General features: G+C 34.6%; 14 protein-coding genes and 1 other RNA gene. 13 read left to right on the top strand and 2 right to left on the bottom strand.

What is annotated here, in order from left to right:
* Positions 1–5: 5 nt before the first annotated feature.
* The 7 genes from ABDJ41_RS17045 (at position 6) to ABDJ41_RS17015 (ending at position 8,183) form a co-directional block, all read left to right on the top strand.
* A complete protein-coding gene (locus tag ABDJ41_RS17045; protein WP_349787286.1) occupies positions 6–1,217 on the top strand; it encodes a nucleoside permease in 1,212 nt (403 codons plus the stop codon).
* An 11-nt stretch (positions 1,218–1,228) separates the two neighbouring features.
* Entirely contained in the window at positions 1,229–2,311 is a 1,083-nt protein-coding gene (locus tag ABDJ41_RS17040; protein ID WP_349787285.1) for a Gfo/Idh/MocA family protein, read from the top strand.
* Between the two features lie 10 nt (positions 2,312–2,321).
* On the top strand, positions 2,322–3,887 hold the full coding sequence (locus ABDJ41_RS17035; protein ID WP_349787284.1) for an ADP-ribosylglycohydrolase family protein: 1,566 nt from the start codon (positions 2,322–2,324) through the stop codon (positions 3,885–3,887).
* A gap of 168 nt (positions 3,888–4,055) precedes the next feature.
* Entirely contained in the window at positions 4,056–5,519 is a 1,464-nt protein-coding gene (gene gatB / locus ABDJ41_RS17030; RefSeq protein WP_349787283.1) for an Asp-tRNA(Asn)/Glu-tRNA(Gln) amidotransferase subunit GatB, read from the top strand.
* Between the two features lie 7 nt (positions 5,520–5,526).
* A complete protein-coding gene (locus ABDJ41_RS17025; RefSeq protein WP_349787282.1) occupies positions 5,527–6,636 on the top strand; it encodes a redoxin domain-containing protein in 1,110 nt (369 codons plus the stop codon).
* A gap of 104 nt (positions 6,637–6,740) precedes the next feature.
* Positions 6,741–7,430 (top strand): response regulator transcription factor, encoded by a 690-nt coding sequence (locus tag ABDJ41_RS17020; protein WP_349787281.1) that lies wholly within the window; start codon positions 6,741–6,743, stop codon positions 7,428–7,430.
* Between the two features lie 30 nt (positions 7,431–7,460).
* Complete coding sequence (locus tag ABDJ41_RS17015) at positions 7,461–8,183, top strand: RluA family pseudouridine synthase (RefSeq protein WP_349787280.1); 723 nt, start codon at positions 7,461–7,463, stop codon at positions 8,181–8,183.
* Positions 8,184–8,235: 52 nt separating this feature from the next.
* Here ABDJ41_RS17015 and ABDJ41_RS17010 read toward each other — a convergent pair whose 3' ends face one another.
* Both ABDJ41_RS17010 and rnpB read right to left on the bottom strand, forming a co-directional pair.
* Positions 8,236–9,642: a sigma-54-dependent transcriptional regulator gene (locus ABDJ41_RS17010; RefSeq protein WP_349787279.1), complete on the bottom strand. Its 1,407-nt coding sequence runs from the start codon at positions 9,640–9,642 to the stop codon at positions 8,236–8,238.
* 68 nt (positions 9,643–9,710) lie between these two features.
* An RNA gene (gene rnpB, locus ABDJ41_RS17005) (RNase P RNA component class A) lies at positions 9,711–10,093 on the bottom strand.
* Between the two features lie 223 nt (positions 10,094–10,316).
* On the opposite strand from rnpB, the gene ABDJ41_RS17000 reads away from it, so the two are divergent.
* The 6 genes from ABDJ41_RS17000 to ABDJ41_RS16975 all read left to right on the top strand — a co-directional run bounded on the left by ABDJ41_RS17000 (position 10,317) and on the right by ABDJ41_RS16975 (position 19,431).
* Positions 10,317–10,883: an RNA polymerase sigma-70 factor gene (locus ABDJ41_RS17000; protein ID WP_349787278.1), complete on the top strand. Its 567-nt coding sequence runs from the start codon at positions 10,317–10,319 to the stop codon at positions 10,881–10,883.
* A 64-nt stretch (positions 10,884–10,947) separates the two neighbouring features.
* Entirely contained in the window at positions 10,948–12,072 is a 1,125-nt protein-coding gene (locus ABDJ41_RS16995) for a FecR family protein (protein WP_349787277.1), read from the top strand.
* 207 nt (positions 12,073–12,279) lie between these two features.
* Positions 12,280–15,648: a TonB-dependent receptor gene (locus tag ABDJ41_RS16990; protein ID WP_349787276.1), complete on the top strand. Its 3,369-nt coding sequence runs from the start codon at positions 12,280–12,282 to the stop codon at positions 15,646–15,648.
* 4 nt (positions 15,649–15,652) lie between these two features.
* Entirely contained in the window at positions 15,653–17,245 is a 1,593-nt protein-coding gene (locus ABDJ41_RS16985; protein ID WP_349787275.1) for a RagB/SusD family nutrient uptake outer membrane protein, read from the top strand.
* Positions 17,246–17,255: 10 nt separating this feature from the next.
* Positions 17,256–18,224, top strand: a complete 969-nt coding sequence (locus tag ABDJ41_RS16980; RefSeq protein ID WP_349787274.1) for a DUF5017 domain-containing protein — start codon at positions 17,256–17,258, stop codon at positions 18,222–18,224.
* A 19-nt stretch (positions 18,225–18,243) separates the two neighbouring features.
* The gene (locus ABDJ41_RS16975; protein WP_349787273.1) at positions 18,244–19,431 is read left to right on the top strand and encodes an exo-alpha-sialidase; all 1,188 of its coding nucleotides are present in this window, start codon (positions 18,244–18,246) and stop codon (positions 19,429–19,431) included.
* The last annotated feature ends 2 nt before the right edge of the window (positions 19,432–19,433 follow it).

Raw genomic sequence — 19,433 nt, 5'->3', positions numbered from 1 at the left:
AATTTATGCATAAATCAATCAGATTGCGGTTATCTTCCCTTATGTTTCTGGAGTACTTTATATGGGGATCATGGTATGTAACCATGGGGACTTACCTGTTTACAAATTTTAAAGCAGATGCTATACAGGTGGGATCCTCGTATGCTAATTTATCTATTGCGGCAATTATATCTCCATTTTTTGTGGGCTTGATCGCTGATAGATTTTTTGCTGCACAAAAAGTTTTAGGAGTATTGCACTTAATGGGTGCAATCACTCTTTATTACATTAGTACTTTAGGAGATTTTGGTAGCTTTTGGTGGCTTATTTTGTTGTATACACTTTTGTATATGCCAACTATGGCACTCTCGAATTCTATTTCTTTTGGCCAGCTTAAAAATCCTGGAAAAGAGTTTCCGGCCATCCGTGTTTTTGGTACTGTTGGATGGATTGTCGCCGGTCTGATGATTAGCCTTCTTGGATTAGAAAATTCGGTGCTTACTTTCCGTATAGCAGCTTTTTCTTCATTTTTATTGGGAGTTTTTAGCTTTTTTTTACCCGACACACCTCCAAAAACTAATTCGGACAATAGTTTAACAGCCATACTTGGTTTAGACGCTCTTGTTTTATTCAAGAACAGGTCTTTTTTTGTGTTTTTCATTTCTTCTATTGCGATATGCATCCCATTATCGTTTTATTACAGTTTCACCAATTCATTTTTAAATGATATTGGAGTAAGTAATACAGCTGGAAAAATGACTTTAGGACAGGCTTCTGAATTCTTTTTTATGTTGGCTATTCCATTTCTGTTTCGCAGATTAGGAGTTAAAAAAATGCTGCTTATTGGTATTTTTGCATGGGTAATGAGGTATCTGCTTTTTGCTTATGGAGATCTAGGCCCTAATATGTGGATGCTATATGTCGGAATTATTTTACACGGTATTTGTTATGATTTTTTCTTTGTGACCGGACAAATTTATACAGATGCTAAAGCAGGTTCTGCAATAAAGAATGCTGCACAAGGATTAATCACGTTTGCTACTTATGGAGTAGGTATGATGATTGGTTCTTATGTGTCAGGTTTTATTACAGAAAGCTATTCAACTACAATTGACGATGAAACAAGCTATCAATGGCAGCAAGTATGGCTCGTGCCGGCCTATATTGCAGGATTTGTTTTACTTACCTTTGCTATCCTTTTTAAGGATAAACTTAAATCAACTGATTCAACCAATTAAATTAAGAATATATGACTAAAATGATTAAGCCCGTACGTGTTTTAGTAGTAGGATGTGGAAACATGGGAGCAGCTCATGCTACCGCCTATCATAACATGGACGGATTTGAAATATGTGGTATAGTATCGACAGGCAATAGTAAAGTACTGTTGAATGAAAAGCTAGGCGGTGGTTATCCATTATTCAGCGATTATAACGATGCGTTGGCTGCAACAAAACCTGATGCGGTTTGCATCTCTACTTATCCTGATACGCATGAGTCTTTCGCTATTAAAGCAATGGAAAATGGCGCTCATGTTTTTATTGAAAAACCACTTGCAGACTCTGTTGAAGGCTCACAACGTGTTGCTGATGCCGCAAAAAAATACAATAAGAAATTACTTGTTGGTTATATTTTACGCTACCACCCATCTTGGGAGAAATTTATAGAGCTTTCAACTGAAATGGGTAAGCCTCTGGTGATGCGGATGAATTTAAATCAGCAAAGTCAGGGTGCAAAATGGACAGTACATCGTAACCTGATGAAGAGCTTGAGTCCTATTGTAGATTGTGGTGTGCATTATATTGACGTAATGTGCCAGATGACTCGTTCTAAGCCCGTGCAGGTTAGTGCTATAGGAGCAAGGTTAACGAATGATATTCCTGTGGATAATTATAACTATGGACAACTTCAAATTCGTTTTGAGGATGGTTCTGTAGGTTGGTACGAAGCAGGCTGGGGACCAATGATGAGCGAGACGGCCTTTTTTGTTAAAGATGTAATCGGACCTAAAGGGGCTGTATCAATTGTAGCCAAAGAAGCCGGGGCTTCAGGACAATCAGATAATGTGGATGCTCATACTAAAACGGAATCAATAAAAGTCCATTATGCTGACCTGAATGCTGATGATAAATTTAGCAGAGCAGACAGCTGGGTTGATTTAACAGATGAGCCTGATCATCAGGAATTGTGTAATCGTGAGCAAAGCTATTTCTTAAAGGCAATTCTGGAAGATATCGATTTAACAAATCCTACAGATGATGCGATAAATAGTTTAAAAATAGCATTTGCCTGTGATGAATCCGTTAAAACAGGACAAATAGTACAACTTTAACCTTATTAGTATGACGTATTTTAAGTTTCTTGTCGTACCAATTGCAACAATTGCATTTGGTACGACCAGCCCTGCTTTTGCCCAAAAAAAGCCACAGAAAATGCTGCCAAAAGAGATTAAACTTTCCAAATCAGCTTTGAAAGATAAAATTAAAGGTGGTTGGGCCGGCCAAACTATTGGTGTAACTTTAGGTTGGCCATCTGAGTTTGTTTATCAGGGAACTTATATACAGGATTATGAAGCTATTAAATGGCATGATGATTATGTGAACGAGGCGATGACTGTATTCCCAGGGCTTTATGATGATGTATATGTTGATCTGACTTTTGTTGAGGTATTTGATCGTTTGGGACTGGATGCTCCTGCCGATTCATTTGCAAAAGCACTTGCTGATTCTGAATATCAATTATGGCATGCTAATCAGGCAGGCCGTTATAATATTCAGCAAGGATTACCAGCAAGTAAGGCGGGACATTGGTTAAATAACCCACATGCAGATGATATCGATTTTCAGATAGAATCTGATTTTATTGGATTGATGAGTCCAGGTATGCCTAATGTAGCTTCTGCAATTAGTGATAAAATTGGTCATATCATGAATTCAGGAGATGGGTATTATGGTGGTGTATATATGTCGAACATGTATGCCCTTGCCTTTGTTAATGATGATATCTCCTACATTGTTAATACAGCATTAAAATCTATTCCTCAAAAAAGCAAGTTTTATCAATGTATTGCCGATGTCATAAAATGGCATAAACTATATCCAAACGATTGGAAACGAACCTGGTTTGAAGTACAGCGAAAATGGGCCGAGGATATAGGTTGTTCAAGCATGGTTTTCCATCCTTTAAATATTGATGCAAAAGTAAACGCTGCATATGTTGTAATTGGATTATTATATGGGAATGGAGATTTTACCAAAACACTTGAAATCGCAACACGTACAGGTCAGGATTCTGATTGTAATCCAGCCAGTGCCGGGGGAATACTTGGTGTTGTTTTAGGTTATGATAAAATACCCCAGAAATGGATTGTTCCACTTAAAAAAGCCGAACATAGAAACTTCAGCTTTACTAACATCTCACTAAATAAAGTATACGAAATGGGATATAATCATGCTTTGAAGAATATCCAGAAAAATGGTGGGAAAGTTGAAAATGATCGGGTTCGTATTATCTATTCAGCACCCGTAGCAGTTAGGTTCGAAGAAAATTTTTCCGGACATTTTCCAATAGCTAGAATACCATTGGCTAAAGTCTTTCAGGATAAACTTGAGTTTGATATGAAGGGAATCGGTTTTGTGATACGTGGTTATGCTCATAAAAAGAAAGCTAATGCAGTTCCTCATGTATTACAGGGAGTTTTATATGTAGATGGCAAAGAAGTTGAACGAGCTAATTTCCCAACAAAAGCAAATCATGCCCGTACCGATCTTTTTTGGCGTTATCAGCTGCCAAAGGGAGATCATAAAGTGAAAATAGAAATTGCTAATCCGCATCCTGATTACGAGTTTGTGACTGTAGATTATCTCGTGTATGATACAAAGCCCACTAAACTACCTGGGAAGTTCTAGTAATGGCGGCCAAAAATAAAGTATGTTGACAAGACTTAAGTCAATATACTTTATTTTTTGAATGTAAATATGAGGTATAATTATGACTACATAGCCTCTATTATAAAGTATAAATAGTTATGTTTGTATGTCAAATACATCAATAATTAAGAAAAATACTGCCCATAAATGAGTACGAAAACTGCAGTTTCTCCAACAGAATTCGAATTGGTATCTGGTTTAGAGATCCACGTACAATTAAATACACAATCAAAAATATTTTCATCTGATAGTGCGGCTTTTGGTGCAAAGCCAAACGAACATATATCTGCTGTTTCTGTTGCCTTACCTGGTGCCTTACCAAAGTTAAATAAAGAAGTAATTGCGAAAGCTGTAAGAATGGGCTTAGCATTAAATTGCACAATTAATCAGCTTAATTATTTTGATAGAAAGAATTATTTCTATGCTGATTTACCAAAAGGCTATCAGATTACACAAGATAACAAACCGATCTGTCAGAATGGTTTTATCAATGTAACCTTAAGTAATGGTGAAGAAAAACGCATTGGTATAAATAGAATCCACCTGGAAGAGGATGCTGGTAAAAGTTTACATGATCAGGACGAGAAATTCTCTTATGTAGACTTGAACAGAGCTGGTGTTCCACTTATTGAGATTGTTACTGAACCTGATATCAGGAGTGCAGAAGAAGCATCATTGTTATTAACAGAGATCAGAAAACTGGTTCGTCATTTGGATGTGAGTGATGGAAATATGGAAGAAGGCAGCTTACGTTGTGACGCGAATATTTCAATCCGTAAATTTGGTGTGCTTGAATTCGGTACTCGCTGTGAAGTGAAAAACTTGAACAGTATAAGGAATGTTCGCAGGGCTATTGATTTTGAATATGGCCGTCAGAAAGAATTGATCTTAGCAGGTGGAAATATTATTCAGAGTACACTTACTTTCGATGCTGATCAGGGTACTACAGCTCCAATGAGAAGTAAGGAAGAAGCAAATGACTACCGATACTTTCCTGACCCCGATTTAGCTCCAGTGCATATTTCTGATGAATGGCTGTCACAAATGAAATTTGATATGCCTGCATTACCTCAGGAAATAGCTAAACAATTGGTTGTAGATTATGGTGTAAACACTTCTGAGGCAACCTTGCTATCTGAAGACCATGATTTGTTAAGATACTTTAATGATGCACTTCCTTATGTAAATAATAAAAAGAGTCTTGTAAACTGGCTAACAGGTTCTATAAGAGCATTGTTAAACGAACAAGAAATAGGGATAGCTGAATTTAAAGTGATACCTGAACAATTATCTGATGTGATCAATATGGTGGATGATAAGAAAATCAGTCAGCAGATTGCATTGCAGCAATTGTTACCTGAATTGTTTAAAGCACCGGCAGATAATGTATTGGATTTAGCCAAACAGTTAAATCTGTTGATTGAAGAAAACGGAGATGAGTTATCTGGTTTTGTAAGCGATGTCCTTTCAAAATACAAACCTCAGGTAGAAGCTTATAAAAAAGGGAAAAAAGGGGTTTTGGGCCTATTTGTAGGGGAAGTAATGAAACTGGCGAAAGGTAAAGCTGATCCTCAGAAAATAAATGAATTGTTACAGGAAAAGTTAAAATAACGAAGATATGATAAAGAGAATAGGATATATAGTGCTGTTGTGTGTAGTATTTGCAGCATGTAAAGAGAAGAACAATTTTATAATTGAAGGACAATTTAAAAATGCAGCTGCGGGTAGCAAAGTGTATTTATTTGGTATTCAAAAAGATCAGGCATTACCTTTAGATTCTACTGTTTTCTCTGAAAAAGGTGAATTTAAATTTCAGTATAGTACTCCCGGGGTTGATTTTTTCAGAATTGCATCTGGTAATAATGAATATATGATTATTGCACAAAATGGCGATCAAATCAAAATAGATGCTGATTTAACTGATAAAACATTAGCTTATAATATTTCAGGAGCAACAGAAGCAGATAAATTAGGTGAGTTGAATAAGGTTAAAAATCAATATATCTCGAAAATTTCTGATATACAAAGTCAGTTCGACGAGGCTGTTAATGCAAATCCGGATCAGAGAGATGCCATTATGGAGAAAATGAGACCTGCTTATACTCAGGAAATTGATGGATTAAATAAAGCCGTTCTGAAATTTGTTCAAGAAAACACAACTTCATTAGCCGGTTTTTATGCTGCTAACCTTCTGAATCCTTCTGAATTTGAAAAGGAATTGGTGGAATACTCAGATAAAATAAAAAGCAATTTTAATGAAAATAAGGCCGTTACTGAGTTTTTGGTGAAAATGGCCAAGCTTAAGTCGGTTCAAATCGGACAACCAGCTCCTGAGTTTACAATTAACAGTATAGATGGGAAACCGATTAAACTATCTGATTTTAAAGGTAAATATGTTATGCTTGATTTCTGGGCATCATGGTGTATGCCTTGCAGACAGGAGAATCCTAATGTAGTTAAAGCTTACCATGCTTATAAGGGTAAGAACTTCACAATTCTGGGTATCTCCCTTGATAAGGACGCTGTAGCATGGAAAAATGCAGTTATAGCAGACAAACTGGAATGGGCACAGGCTGGAGATTTAAAGGATTTTGATAGCCCGACTGCTGTGTTATATTCTATTGAAGCAATTCCAAGTTCTTTTATTATAGATCCTGCAGGCAAGATTATTGCTAAGAATCTTCGTGGTGAAGAGTTAGATGCATTTTTAAATAAGACTTTACGCTAACCCTAAATTCATGTTAATACTTTGTGGTTATTAACAATTTGTTAACTTAGGTTTAACGCTATGTTATAATTGATTACCTAATTTCGTAACAAATAATTAAAACTATGAGCACCGTAAAACAGAAGATACTTATTGTAGATGATGAACCAGATATTTTAGAGCTGATTGAGTATAATTTGAAGAAAGAGGGGTATCAGGTTTATCTGGCGGGAAATGGGCTGGAAGGTATTAATATTGCTAAAAAGGTGCATCCGGATTTGATTATTCTGGACATAATGATGCCAAAAATGGACGGAATAGAGGCCTGCAGATTAATGCGTGCTATTCCTGAGTTTAAGAATACATTTATGGTATTTCTTACTGCCCGCAGTGAGGAGTATTCTGAAATTGCTGGTTTTAACGTAGGTGCCGATGATTATATCGCTAAACCAATTAAGCCACGTGCATTGGTCAGTCGTATTAACGCGATATTAAGAAGGAATTCAAGCGCAGACGAGGTTTCGGATAATAAAGTAGAGATTGGTGATTTAGTTATTGATAGGGAGGCTTACCTGGTTTATCAAGGCGGACAGAAAGTTGTTTTAGCTAAAAAGGAATTTGAGCTATTATATTTACTTGCTTCTAAACCAGGTAAAGTATACACAAGAGAGTCTATTCTAAAGAACATTTGGGAAGACTCGGTAGTGGTAACTAACCGGACAATTGATGTACATATCCGTAAGCTTCGTGAGAAATTAGGTGAAACTTATGTGGCTACTGTTAAAGGAGTGGGCTATAAATTCGAACTTTCTTAGTACTTTTGCAGCTAAGAAATTTTTAACATATTGAAATATCCGTCCTTTAAAGATCTTATACTATTCGAAAACGATGATTATATCGTAGTTAATAAACCACCATTTGTAGCATCATTGGATGAACGAGGTGGTTCAGGTGAAGTCAACATTCTTCGTTTAGCCAAGCAATATTCTCCAGATGCACAAGTGTGTCATCGTTTGGATAAAGAAACTTCGGGAGCAATTATTATTGCTAAAACACCTGAAGCTTATCGCTCAGTTTCCATACAGTTTGAGAAACGTAAAGTTGATAAAACTTATCACGCAGTAATTGATGGACAATTTACCTTTAAGGACTTGTTTATTGATCTGCCGATTTTAAATGATGGAAATAAAAGTGTTACGATAGACCGAAAAGAGGGCAAACGTGCTGAAACTATTTTTAATACCATAAAACATTACAGGCATTATACTTTGGTTGAGTGCAAACCCATTACAGGGCGAATGCATCAAATTAGAATCCATCTGGCTACTCAACGTGCAGCAATCGCTGGTGACGATATGTATAGAGGTAAACCAGTATTTCTATCCAGTTTGAAAAAGGGTTATCGTTTATCTAAGGATGAAGAAGAACAACCGATCTTGAAACGTTTTGCATTACATGCCAGGCATGTGATTTTTAAAGGAATGGATGGCAAAGATATTGTAATCGAGGCCCCTTATCCTAAGGACTTTGCTACGCTAATCAAACTTCTGGATAAGTTTGACGCTTAAAAAAAACGTCTCATAATTTAATTATGAGACGTTTTTTTTTAAGTTTACCTTATTATTCTACAGCTCTTTTCAAACCGAATTTTTCTATTTTACTATATAAATGGCTTCGTTGAATTTCAATATCATCAGCCGTTTTAGAAACATTCCAGTTATTTTTTTCCAGCTTAAATTTGATAAACTCTTTTTCAGCATGGTCTTTATAATCTTGGAAATTATTGAATTTCTCATAATCAATTGCAGAACTAGAACTAGTTCCGGCATGTCCGTTACTTGAAATCGCAGTCCCTATATTAGTGCCACCACCTGGATTAGCAAAAGATATTACGTCATTTTCTGTAATCGTTTTATCACTTAAAATAATTAAACGTTCAATCATATTATGTAATTCCCTTACATTTCCTGTCCAAGGTAATTCCTGTAGTGCACACATCGCTGTATCACTAATCTTTTTAACAGGCATGCCATAATCACGGCAAATTTCTTCAAGAAAGTTTAGTGCAATTTCGGGGATATCTTCAGTGCGTTCTGTCAAATGTGGAACGTGGATGTTTATTACATTTAAGCGGTGATATAAGTCCATACGGAAATTACCAGCTTCAATTTCTTTCAATAGGTCTTTATTAGTAGCAGCAAGAACTCTAACATTTACTTCTAGTTCCTTTTCACCTCCTACACGGGTAATTTTATGCTCTTGCAGAGCACGCAATACTTTTGCCTGTGCGGATAAGCTCATATCACCAATTTCATCCAAAAATAAAGTACCGCCATTAGCAAGTTCAAACTTTCCGATACGTTGTTTTACAGCAGAAGTAAAGGAGCCTTTCTCATGTCCAAATAATTCACTTTCAATTAATTCAGATGGGATTGCGGCACAGTTTACCTCAATAAGTGGACTTTCAGCACGTTGAGATTTTTCATGCAACCAACGTGCAACCAATTCCTTACCACTACCATTTGCACCAGTGATTAATACTCTTGCTTCAGTAGGAGCTACACGCTCAATGGTTTCTTTTATTTTATTAATGTTTTCAGAACTGCCAAGAATGTCTCTTGTTTTACTTACTTTTCTCTTTAAAACTTTGGTTTCTGTAACTAAGGTTCCACGATCGAGTGCATTTCTTACAGTAATCAGTAAACGGTTTAAGTCTGGTGGTTTAGAGATGAAGTCAAATGCACCTTTTTTACTGGCTTCAATAGCCGTTTCTACGGTGCCATGACCTGATATCATGATAAAGGGAAGATCAGGACTGTAAGCTAATGCCTGTTCCAATACTTCCATACCATCCATACGATTCATTTTAATATCGCATAGTACAAGGTCAAATTTTTTCTTCTTAATTAGCTCTAATCCTTCGATGCCATTATCAATATCTTCAACTTCGTAATTTTCGTATTCTAAAATTTCACGAAGTGTATTTCTTATTGCTCTTTCATCGTCAATTATCAATAATTTTGCCATAGGTATGCTAATCATTATTTGTGTGGTTACTAAGATAATTTATATTATTAATAACCCATTATAAAATTATAAAATGCAAGCCTGTAAGCCGGGTTCTGTTCTCAAAAAGATGAGATTCTACCATTAATCTAATATAAATGTTACCATTTATCTCTAACGACCTACCCACTAACATCGAACGAGCAGTCCTACATACGTTAGCCTATTTGGTCTTTCAACTCCCGGGGTTTACCAACTTTCCGATTACGCGGAAAGATCGTGAGCTCTTACCTCACGTTTTCAACCTTACCTGTGCCCAAAAGCCATCGGCGGTGTGTTTTCTGTGGCACTTTCCATAATTCAGGCATTCATTCCTGAACCTCTTCCCGTTAGGAAGCGAGATGCTCTGTGTTGCCCGGACTTTCCTCTTTCAAGATAATTAAATCAGGCCAGCGGTAGAACGGCTTGCATTTGGTGCCAAATATACTAAAAACGATTTAAACATGTCTATATACGGATTATAACTATAAATCATATTGGTCATTTTTCTTTTGGCAATGAGTATGATAATATTATATACATTACAGATAATATTTTAAAGTGTTTATTTGCAGATAATTGCTAAATTAGATATTTTATTCTTTGGGTAAAATATTTATATTATCTATATCTTTTGAGATTATTGTTGCTGATTTATGTTAAATGAACTATTAAGTGATGATGAATTGCTTTGTCAATTAAAATTGGGAAAGAAATCGGCCCTCAACGAGATCTATAAGAGATATTTCGCTTTATTATATGCACATGCATATCGAAAATTAGCCAATAAGGAAGAGGTAAGAGATATTTTACAAGATCTATTTATGTATTTATGGAATAATCGGGAGGAGTTGAGCATACATACCAGTTTATCATCATATTTATATACAAGCATTCGAAATAGAGTTTTAAACTATTTTAGAAATACAAAAGTGAGAGATCAATTTGTCGAATCTTTACAAAAAAATTCTGCGAATAGTGAGAGTTTAGTAGAACAAAGATTTCATGAAAAAGAACTTATTAAAATTGTAGAAAAGGAAATTTCTCAACTTCCAGCACAAACGAGACTTATTTTTGAAATGAGCCGTAACTTAGAAATGTCTCATCGTGAAATAGCTAGTGAGTTGAACATTAGTCATTTTACAGTTAGAACACAAGTGAGAAATGCTTTGAGAATACTTAGAGTAAAATTAGGTACTTATATTTTTTCTATTTTTTTTTAAAAAAGTTATACCCCCTATAGCTTATTGTCGTGTCATTGAATTATGAACGCAAATTAAAGCTTCAATGGGAAAGAATAAAAGTTTGTTAGATAAGTATATTTTAGGAGAGGCTACTCCTGAAGAAAAGTTTATTGTTGAATCTGGTTACTTAGATTTTAATAAAGATATTAATAGTATTAGTCCTAAGGAGTTGGATGATGAATACCTGCTTGTATTAAAAAGAATAAATAATCAAATTAATAAAAAACAAAATATTCTGTATCTAAGAATATTTTCCGCTGCTGCAGCAATATTGATATCTTTAACAATTACCTTTCTTTTTTACAAGAAGGAAGAAAGTCCCTCCCCGGAAAAGATTTTAGCAAAAACTGATTTAAAGACCGATGTGATATTGACATTATCTAATGGTCATAAAGTTAATTTAAGTGATACAAATGACAATGAACTAATAGAAGAAGCAGGAGTCATAGTCAAAAGATCATCAAATGGTGAAATTGCTTATACATATTCAGGTGCTGATACGAAAAATATTACTTCTTTTAATACTGTAGAAACACCTGTAGGATCAAGTTTTTGCATTAATCTACCCGACGGAAGTAAAGTCTGGCTTAATTCTACTTCAAAGTTAAAATATCCACTTGCATTCAATAGTAAGGAGAGAGTTGTTGTTCTTGAAGGTGAAGCTTATTTTGAGGTCAAAAAAACGCATACTGAAAATCAAATCCAACAACGATTTAAAGTAGTAAGTAAGGATCAGGTAGTTGAAGTTTTAGGAACACACTTTAATGTAAGAGCTTATAGTAATGAAGAGCTTATTAAAACTACATTATTAGAAGGGAGTATAAATGTTAAAACTCCTGTTTTTAGTAAAATGTTAAAACCCGGTGAGCAATCTATACTAAAAAAGGATAAAGATAAATTTGAGATTTCTAAGATTAACCTGGAAGATGCAATTGCCTGGAAAAATGGCTATTTCAGTTTTAATGAAATAGATATCAGAACTTTTATTAATGATTTGAAAAGATGGTATGATATTGATGTTGAGTATGTTGGTGATATTCATGTCAGAAAAATAACGGGGACGTTCTCAAGATCTAAAAAACTATCAGAACTTTTAATGTCTATAGAAGATTTAGGTGATTATAAATTTAAAATAGAAGGAAGGAGGGTGATCGTGATGTCAAATTGATATTATAAACTATCGGTTACCTAATAATTTCGAAGGCACTGAGAATGCCCTCGAAATAAGAAGCTTTAAAAGCCTGATTAGGTAATGGATTTCAATTGCAGTTAACAATTAATAAATTCTTAAGCCTAATCAATTCAAATGTATAAAAAAAAATGTGGATTGCTACAGTTCAGCAATAGTAGCATGTTTAATAGATTTTTCCTGAGAATGAAACTAGTAATCTTTTTTATTTTTGCGGTGTTTTTACAATCAAACGCTATTGTTAAAGCTCAAAAAGTTAATGTAAACATCAAAAATGCTAACCTGATAGATGTTTTTAGCATTCTTAGAAAGCAAACAGGGTACGACTTTGTGTATAAACTTGAAGACCTGAAAAATGCTAAAACTATAAGTGTTTATGCTAAAGATGAATCTATTCAAAGCGTCTTGGAAAAATGCTTTCAAAACCAGCCATTAATTTATAAAATCAATGCTACAACAGTTTCTGTAAAAAGAAAGATTGAGGAAACTATTATTCAGAAAAACACAACAATAATAGGAAAGGTAATAGATGAAAAAGGGGAGCCTCTTACTGGTGTTAGCATTAGAATAAAGGGTTCTTCAATAGGCACAACATCTGATTTTAGTGGAAATTATAAGATAAATATAAAATCGTCTGAAGCAATTATTGTTTTTTCTTTTCTAGGTTTTGAATCACAAGAAAGGAAAGTAGGGAGTAACACTGTTCTAAATGTTACGCTTAAAGAAGATGCTAAAGAATTAAATCAGGTAGTTGTTATTGGATACGGTGAAGTTAAACGAGGCGATTTAACCGGGTCTGTAGCAGAGGTTAAATTATCTGACCTTAAGAAAGCTCCTGTATTATCTATAGATCAGTCTTTGGCTGGCCGTGTTGCAGGAGTCAGAGTATCTAGTAACGATGGGCAACCTGGCTCAGAATTAAATGTAGTCATTAGAGGGGGCAATTCTTTGACCCAAAGTAATGCCCCGTTATATGTTGTGGATGGATTTCCTTTAGAAGATCCTGGGTTATTAAGTTTAAATCCTGAAGATATCAAATCGATGAACATCTTAAAGGATGCATCAGCAACAGCTATTTATGGTTCTAGGGGTGCTAATGGAGTTATTGTGATCGAAACAAAACAAAGTGAAGGAGATAATAAAACCAATATTTCCTATGTTTCTAATTTTGGCTTTCAACAAGTTAATAATAGACTTGAATTAATGAATCCCTATGAATTTGTAAAGTACCAGGAAGAAGCAAATAGTCAGGCAGCGAATATTTTATACTTAAGTGGAAAAGGAAAAACTGTTGAAGATTATTTAAACTATCCTGGAGTAAATTGGCAGGATCATCTGTTCAGAAATGGTTTTTATCAGAATCAAACTTTAACACTAACCGGAGGAGCCAAAACCAGATTTCTTGGTTCTGTTTCTTATGCTAATCAGCAAGGTGCAATCATAAAGACAGGGTACGATAGGATACAAGGTCGTTTAAACCTTAATCATGATACTAAAAATGTGAAGTTGTTTTTAGGAATAAATTATTCTTTGGATAAAGATTTCGGAGATGTATCATCTTCTCCAGAAACGGCTACTTATAGTAGCTATACCCTTTTTAGAACCTGGGCATATAGACCAACAACTGGTGGAGACGATAACCTTTTATTAGAAGATTTAGTTGATCCGGAATCCGCATTAATTACCACCAATCCAATTATTGATTTAAATAATATATTAAGGGAAAACAAACGGGATAATTTGTTTGTGAACTCTTATGGAATATTCAAGCTAACGAAAGATTTAGAATTTAAAGTTAGGGGTGGTGCCTCCAGAAGGGTTACCAGAGAATCAGGTTTTTACAATTCTTCTACATCCAGAGGGACCTCAACTTTAATTTCTAATACTAAAGGAGTGAATGGATTGGTAAATTATATTGAGTTAAGCAATTGGCTAAATGAGAATACCTTGACTTACAAGAAAAAAATTAGAAATCATGCTTTTACAGGATTGTTGGGTTTTACTATCCAACAGAATAATTACAATAAATTTGGTTTGTCTGGTGAAAAAATCCCTAATGAAGAACTTGGTTTAAGTGGATTAGATCAAGGAGATCCGGGACCAACCCAGGCTTTGATCAATAAAAACTTTTTAATGTCTTATCTAGGTAGGTTAGATTATAATTATAAAAGTAAATACCTATTAACTTTTACTTTCCGTGCAGATGGTTCAAGTAAATTTTCAAAGGATAACAGGTGGGCTTATTTTCCTTCAGCAGCATTTGCCTGGAAGCTGAAAAATGAAGGTTTTTTTCAGAATATTGAGCTGCTTACAGATGCTAAATTAAGAACTAGTTTTGGTTATACGGGTAACAACCGTATAGGGGATTTTACTAGATTCTCGCAAATGACGATGCCATATGGTTCCTATTATTCCTTTAATAATAGCAGCCCCTCTAAAGGAGTTGTATTAGCTACGTATGGTAATAATGACCTTAAATGGGAAACTACCGAACAATTGGATGTAGGTGTTGATCTATCATTTATTAAAAATCGGATTAGGTTATCTGCTGATGTTTATAATAAAAACACGAAAGACCTATTGTTAAGTGCACCTGTCCCTTATACTACTGGTTATACATCAATTTATAAAAATATTGGAAGCATAAACAATCGGGGACTAGAGTTTAGTCTATCTACTGATAATATAAAAACTAAGAACTTTGTTTGGTCCACTGATTTTAATATCAGTTTTAATAAGAACAAAATCACGTCTTTAACCGATGAGTCTAATCGTTTATTAACACCTATTGGATGGTCAGCTAATTTTAATACAGTTAATCTATATATAGCTGAAGTAGGAAGTTCTTCTGCTATGTTTTATGGTTTGGTTTGGGACGGCGTGTACAAAACTGAAGATTTTGATTTAATAGGAGGAACCTATAGTTTGAAATTAGATATTCCAACAAATGGACTTTCTAGAAATAATATACAACCAGGTGATGTAAAGTATCAGGATATTAACAATGATGGCATCATAAACATTAATGATAATGTGATAATCGGAAGAGGATTACCAATTCATTCAGGGGGTTTTAATAATAATTTTCAATATAAAAACTTCGGTTTAAATATATTCTTTCAATGGTCATATGGAAATGATATCATGAATGCTAATAGGATGTATTTAGAGGGGAACGTAAATAATAGCTTAGGGATGAATCAGCTTGCGGTTTATGCAAATAGGTGGAGACCTGATCATACGGAAACAAATTTATACAGGGTAGGTGGACAAGGTCCTGCCGGCTTTTATAGCAATAGAACATTGGAGGATGGTTCTTTTCTCCGATTAAAAACAATCAATTTTTCTTATCAATTACCAAGATTATTAACTAAAAGATTGAATCTGAAAAACCTTGAAATAAATGTCGCAGCTCAGAACCTTTATACCTGGACAAAATATTCCGGAATGGATCCGGAAGTCTCTTTAAGGAATTCGACTTTGACCCCTGGTTTCGATTTTTCAGTATATCCGATTGCAAAAACGTTAGTATTTGGATTAAAAACTAATTTTTAATGAAATGAATAAGTTTACTTTAATTTTTATTACAGTTTATATTTTTCTTGTAGGATGCCAAAAGCCACTTGAACTAACACCTTATGACTTCCTGTCTCCAACAGAATACTATGAGAATAAAACTCAAATTAATAACGCACTGACTGGTGTTTATTCTACATTAAAAGATAATGCACTTTATGCAAATAACATGCTTGGTAGGATGGGCTTAGATGCAGATGAAGCTTACAATAGAAACTCCAATGATGCAAACTCTATAGGTGATTATGCTGTCTCAACAGCAGATATTAAAGTATTAAGCTTTTGGCGGGTTTTATACGCTGGTATAAACAGAGCTAACAGTCTTTTAGCTAATATTAATAAACCAAAGGATTTGACAGATTCGGAAAGAGCGACTATCGAGGGAGAAACCCTTTTCTTAAGGAGTTATTTCTATTTTTTATTGGTAAGTAATTTTGGTGATGTACCATTGATTTTACAACCAATAAATACTGCAGATTCTAAATCCCATCAGATAGAAAGAATGTCTAAAGTTATAGTTTATGAAGCAATTGTTGCTGATTTGGAAAAAGCTTCAGATTTGGTTCAACCAATTGATAAAGTTGGTTATGGAGGTAGAGTAAGTCAATCTGCAGTCTGGGCAATGCTTGCCAGAGTAAATTTACATATGGCTGGAAAGCAGATTAATGATCATAGCAGATATGAAGAAGTTAAAAAATGGGCCAGGAAAGTAATGGAACTTCCTATCCATCGACTTAATCCCAGTTTTAAAGATGTTTTCGTTAAACTAGCCACAGATAAATATGATATTGGAGAAAGTATTTTAGAAGTCGAATTCTATGGAAATGGTACAGGAATATATGCAGGATTAAGTGGTTATGTTGGTGTTCAGAACGGAATATACAATCAAACAGATATAGATAAGGGCTTTGGTTATTCTTATATAAACACTACCAATTATACTTATGATGTTTATGCATCCGGAGATTTAAGAAGAGATTGGACTATTGCCCCTTTTTATTATGCCTTTCCAAACAATGAAAAGAAGGCCGTAGAAGTACAATGGGCTACTAACCAGATTATGAATAGGAACTGTGGGAAGTTTCGTAGAGACTCAGAAACATTATTACCAAAGCATAAAAGTTTTACACCACAAAATTTTCCTTTAATACGTTTGTCAGACGTTATGCTCATGTTTGCTGAAGCAGATAATGAGATTAATAATGGAGCAACTCCAGAAGGTTATGAAGCAATAAATAAGGTAAGAAGAAGAGGGTTTGGATTAGATTATAATATCCCTAATGTAACTGTCGATCTCAAGAATTTATCTAAATCTGTTTTTTTAGAAAGAATGCAGGAAGAGCGTACAAGAGAATTGGCCTTTGAATGTTTAAGAAAGGGAGATTTAGTCAGATGGGGAATTTTTCTAACCAATATGAAACAGAGGCTTTCAGAAGCGAATAGCCATATCGATTTTTACGATTTGAGATTCGCTAAAAATATGTTTAGGAATGTCAGTGCAAGAGATATTGTCTGGCCTATACCCAGTTATGAATTAGGTGTGAACTTTAAACTTATACAAAATGCAGGTTGGTAAATATAATTTTATGAATAGGATAAAAGTATTGATATTCTTGTTGGCAAGTTTTTTAATACAGGCATGTGATAAAATAGAAAAGGTAGATACTCCTGTTTTTGATGCTTATCTGGAGAAAGAGAATTATCTGGTTGGGGATACGGTAGATATCAAATTTAAAGGTGACCCTGGTTTTATAACACTTTATACCGGAATCTTAGGAAATGATTATGGATTTAAAGAAGGCAGGGATTTAGAGATGTCTTACTTAATGAATTTTGATACGCAAGTTCTTGACGGTTGGCAAAAAGATCAATTATCGATATTGGTATCTAAAAACTTTGATGGTGACTATACAATATCTGGTGTTAATAAAGCCACCTGGTTTGATATAACATCAAAATTTAGAATGTTGAAGCCTCAGGAAACGAGGGTTTATACAACTAGCGGTTTAGGAGATATTACCTCGGCTATATTTGAAGATAAACAGCATGAAGAGGTCGATGTTTATTTCGCCGTTAAGCATGTGGTTAAGAATCAGAATCTTCAATCAGAGCTTGATGCAAGCAAAAAAAATATTGCGAGTTTAAACAGGGTTAGAGGGATAGCAATACAGAAAGTTAGTCCTGTTAGTGAAACAATTTTATATAATCATGCTTCTTTTGGTTGGAAATTATTCTCAACTACGAATAAGGAAACAGATAGAGCCACACTTTTTCCTACTTATATAGAACTGAGAGGAAATAGACTCGCAGCAAATCTATCTGCTGAAACCGAAGATTGGGCTGTAAGTGGAAAAATGTCTTTTTCCAGATCTGTTTATGCAGGACCGGATTGGGGAAAATCAATTAAAAGCCTAAATGATAAACGATTAAATAATTATAAGATTTCTTACGATAAGCCAGGAGATTATAAGATTACGTTGGTTGCTTTTAATAGTAATTCAGAAGGTCGCAGAGAAATAATTAAACAACTTCAAATTAAAATACTACCCAGGTAACAAGCTAAAACCATATATAATGAGGATTATTTTTTCAATATTACTATTGTTAGGGCCGTCAATTGCCATTTTTGCACAAAAAACCGAATACTCTGATATCCCGGGAATTGTGATTAGCTATCAGGATTCGGATGGCGGGCAATACATAGGATCACCAGGTATTTGTATCCTTCCAAATGGAGATTATATTGCAACACATGATTTGTTCGGTAAGAAATCTACGGAATTCACTTCAGCCATTTCTAAAGTATACCGATCAAATAATAAAGGAAAGACCTGGAAGTTGATTTCGACTTTAGATGGACAGTTTTGGTCAAAACCATTTTTATATAAAAAGGAGCTTTATATTCTAGGTACTGATAAACATCATGGAAATGTTGTGATAAGGAAATCTACGGATGGTGGAGGCCACTGGACCGTGCCAAAAGACGCTATGTCAGGTTTATTAATGCAAGGAGAATTTCATTGTGCTCCAATGCCAGTAATTAGTCACAATGGATATCTGTGGAGATCTATGGAGAGGGCAGATGGAGAGATCAAAAAGTGGGGGTATCGGTATGGAACCTTTATGATGTCCATTAAAGAAGGTGCAGATCTGTTAAATGCAAATAATTGGAGACATACAAATACACTCCCATATGATTCAACTTATTTACAGGGAAATTTTGGCGCCTGGATAGAGGGAAATGCTGTTGTAAATCCCAAAGGAAAAGTCGTAAATGTCCTACGTGTTCATAATCCTAAAGATAAATCTCAGGAAAGTGCTGCGATTGTTAATGTTTCTGATGATGGATTAACTTCTTCCTTTGATAGAACAAATGATTTTATAAACTTTCCAGGAGGAGGTAAGAAATTCACCATTAGGTACGACAAAAAATCACAGTGCTATATTGCAATTGCGAACTATGTTCCATTAGAATTTAGGGGAGCTGTTCAGTTAGATAAAATTAGAAATACACAAGCTTTAATTTCATCAAAGGATTTAAAAAACTGGACCGTACATCAAATACTCTTATCACACAGTGATACCAAAAAACATGGTTTCAATTATATTGATTGGGAGTTTGATGGAAAGGATATAATTTATGTTTCCAGAACAGCATATGATTTTGGAGATAAGAGTGCGCATAATTACCATGACGCAAATTTTCTAACATTTCATCGGTTAAAGGGATTTAGAAAGTCACTTAGAACCACAATTCAATAATT

The organism is Pedobacter sp. ASV1-7 (assembly GCF_040203335.1).
Lineage (GTDB): Bacteria > Bacteroidota > Bacteroidia > Sphingobacteriales > Sphingobacteriaceae > Pedobacter.
Note: the sequence above shows the minus strand (reverse complement) of the source record. Positions and strands in the feature narration are given on the sequence as shown.

Bases quoted from the DNA above. Each gene is read 5' to 3' on its own strand.
- ABDJ41_RS17045 (WP_349787286.1), top strand. From the start codon at position 6: ATGCATAAATCAATCAGATTGCGGTTATCTTCCCTTATGTTTCTGGAG.
- ABDJ41_RS17040 (WP_349787285.1), top strand. From the start codon at position 1,229: ATGACTAAAATGATTAAGCCCGTACGTGTTTTAGTAGTAGGATGTGGA.
- ABDJ41_RS17035 (WP_349787284.1), top strand. From the start codon at position 2,322: ATGACGTATTTTAAGTTTCTTGTCGTACCAATTGCAACAATTGCATTT.
- gatB (WP_349787283.1), top strand. From the start codon at position 4,056: ATGAGTACGAAAACTGCAGTTTCTCCAACAGAATTCGAATTGGTATCT.
- ABDJ41_RS17025 (WP_349787282.1), top strand. From the start codon at position 5,527: ATGATAAAGAGAATAGGATATATAGTGCTGTTGTGTGTAGTATTTGCA.
- ABDJ41_RS17020 (WP_349787281.1), top strand. From the start codon at position 6,741: ATGAGCACCGTAAAACAGAAGATACTTATTGTAGATGATGAACCAGAT.
- ABDJ41_RS17010 (WP_349787279.1), bottom strand. From the start codon at position 9,642: ATGGCAAAATTATTGATAATTGACGATGAAAGAGCAATAAGAAATACA.
- ABDJ41_RS17000 (WP_349787278.1), top strand. From the start codon at position 10,317: ATGTTAAATGAACTATTAAGTGATGATGAATTGCTTTGTCAATTAAAA.
- ABDJ41_RS16995 (WP_349787277.1), top strand. From the start codon at position 10,948: ATGGGAAAGAATAAAAGTTTGTTAGATAAGTATATTTTAGGAGAGGCT.
- ABDJ41_RS16990 (WP_349787276.1), top strand. From the start codon at position 12,280: ATGAAACTAGTAATCTTTTTTATTTTTGCGGTGTTTTTACAATCAAAC.
- ABDJ41_RS16985 (WP_349787275.1), top strand. From the start codon at position 15,653: ATGAATAAGTTTACTTTAATTTTTATTACAGTTTATATTTTTCTTGTA.
- ABDJ41_RS16980 (WP_349787274.1), top strand. From the start codon at position 17,256: ATGAATAGGATAAAAGTATTGATATTCTTGTTGGCAAGTTTTTTAATA.
- ABDJ41_RS16975 (WP_349787273.1), top strand. From the start codon at position 18,244: ATGAGGATTATTTTTTCAATATTACTATTGTTAGGGCCGTCAATTGCC.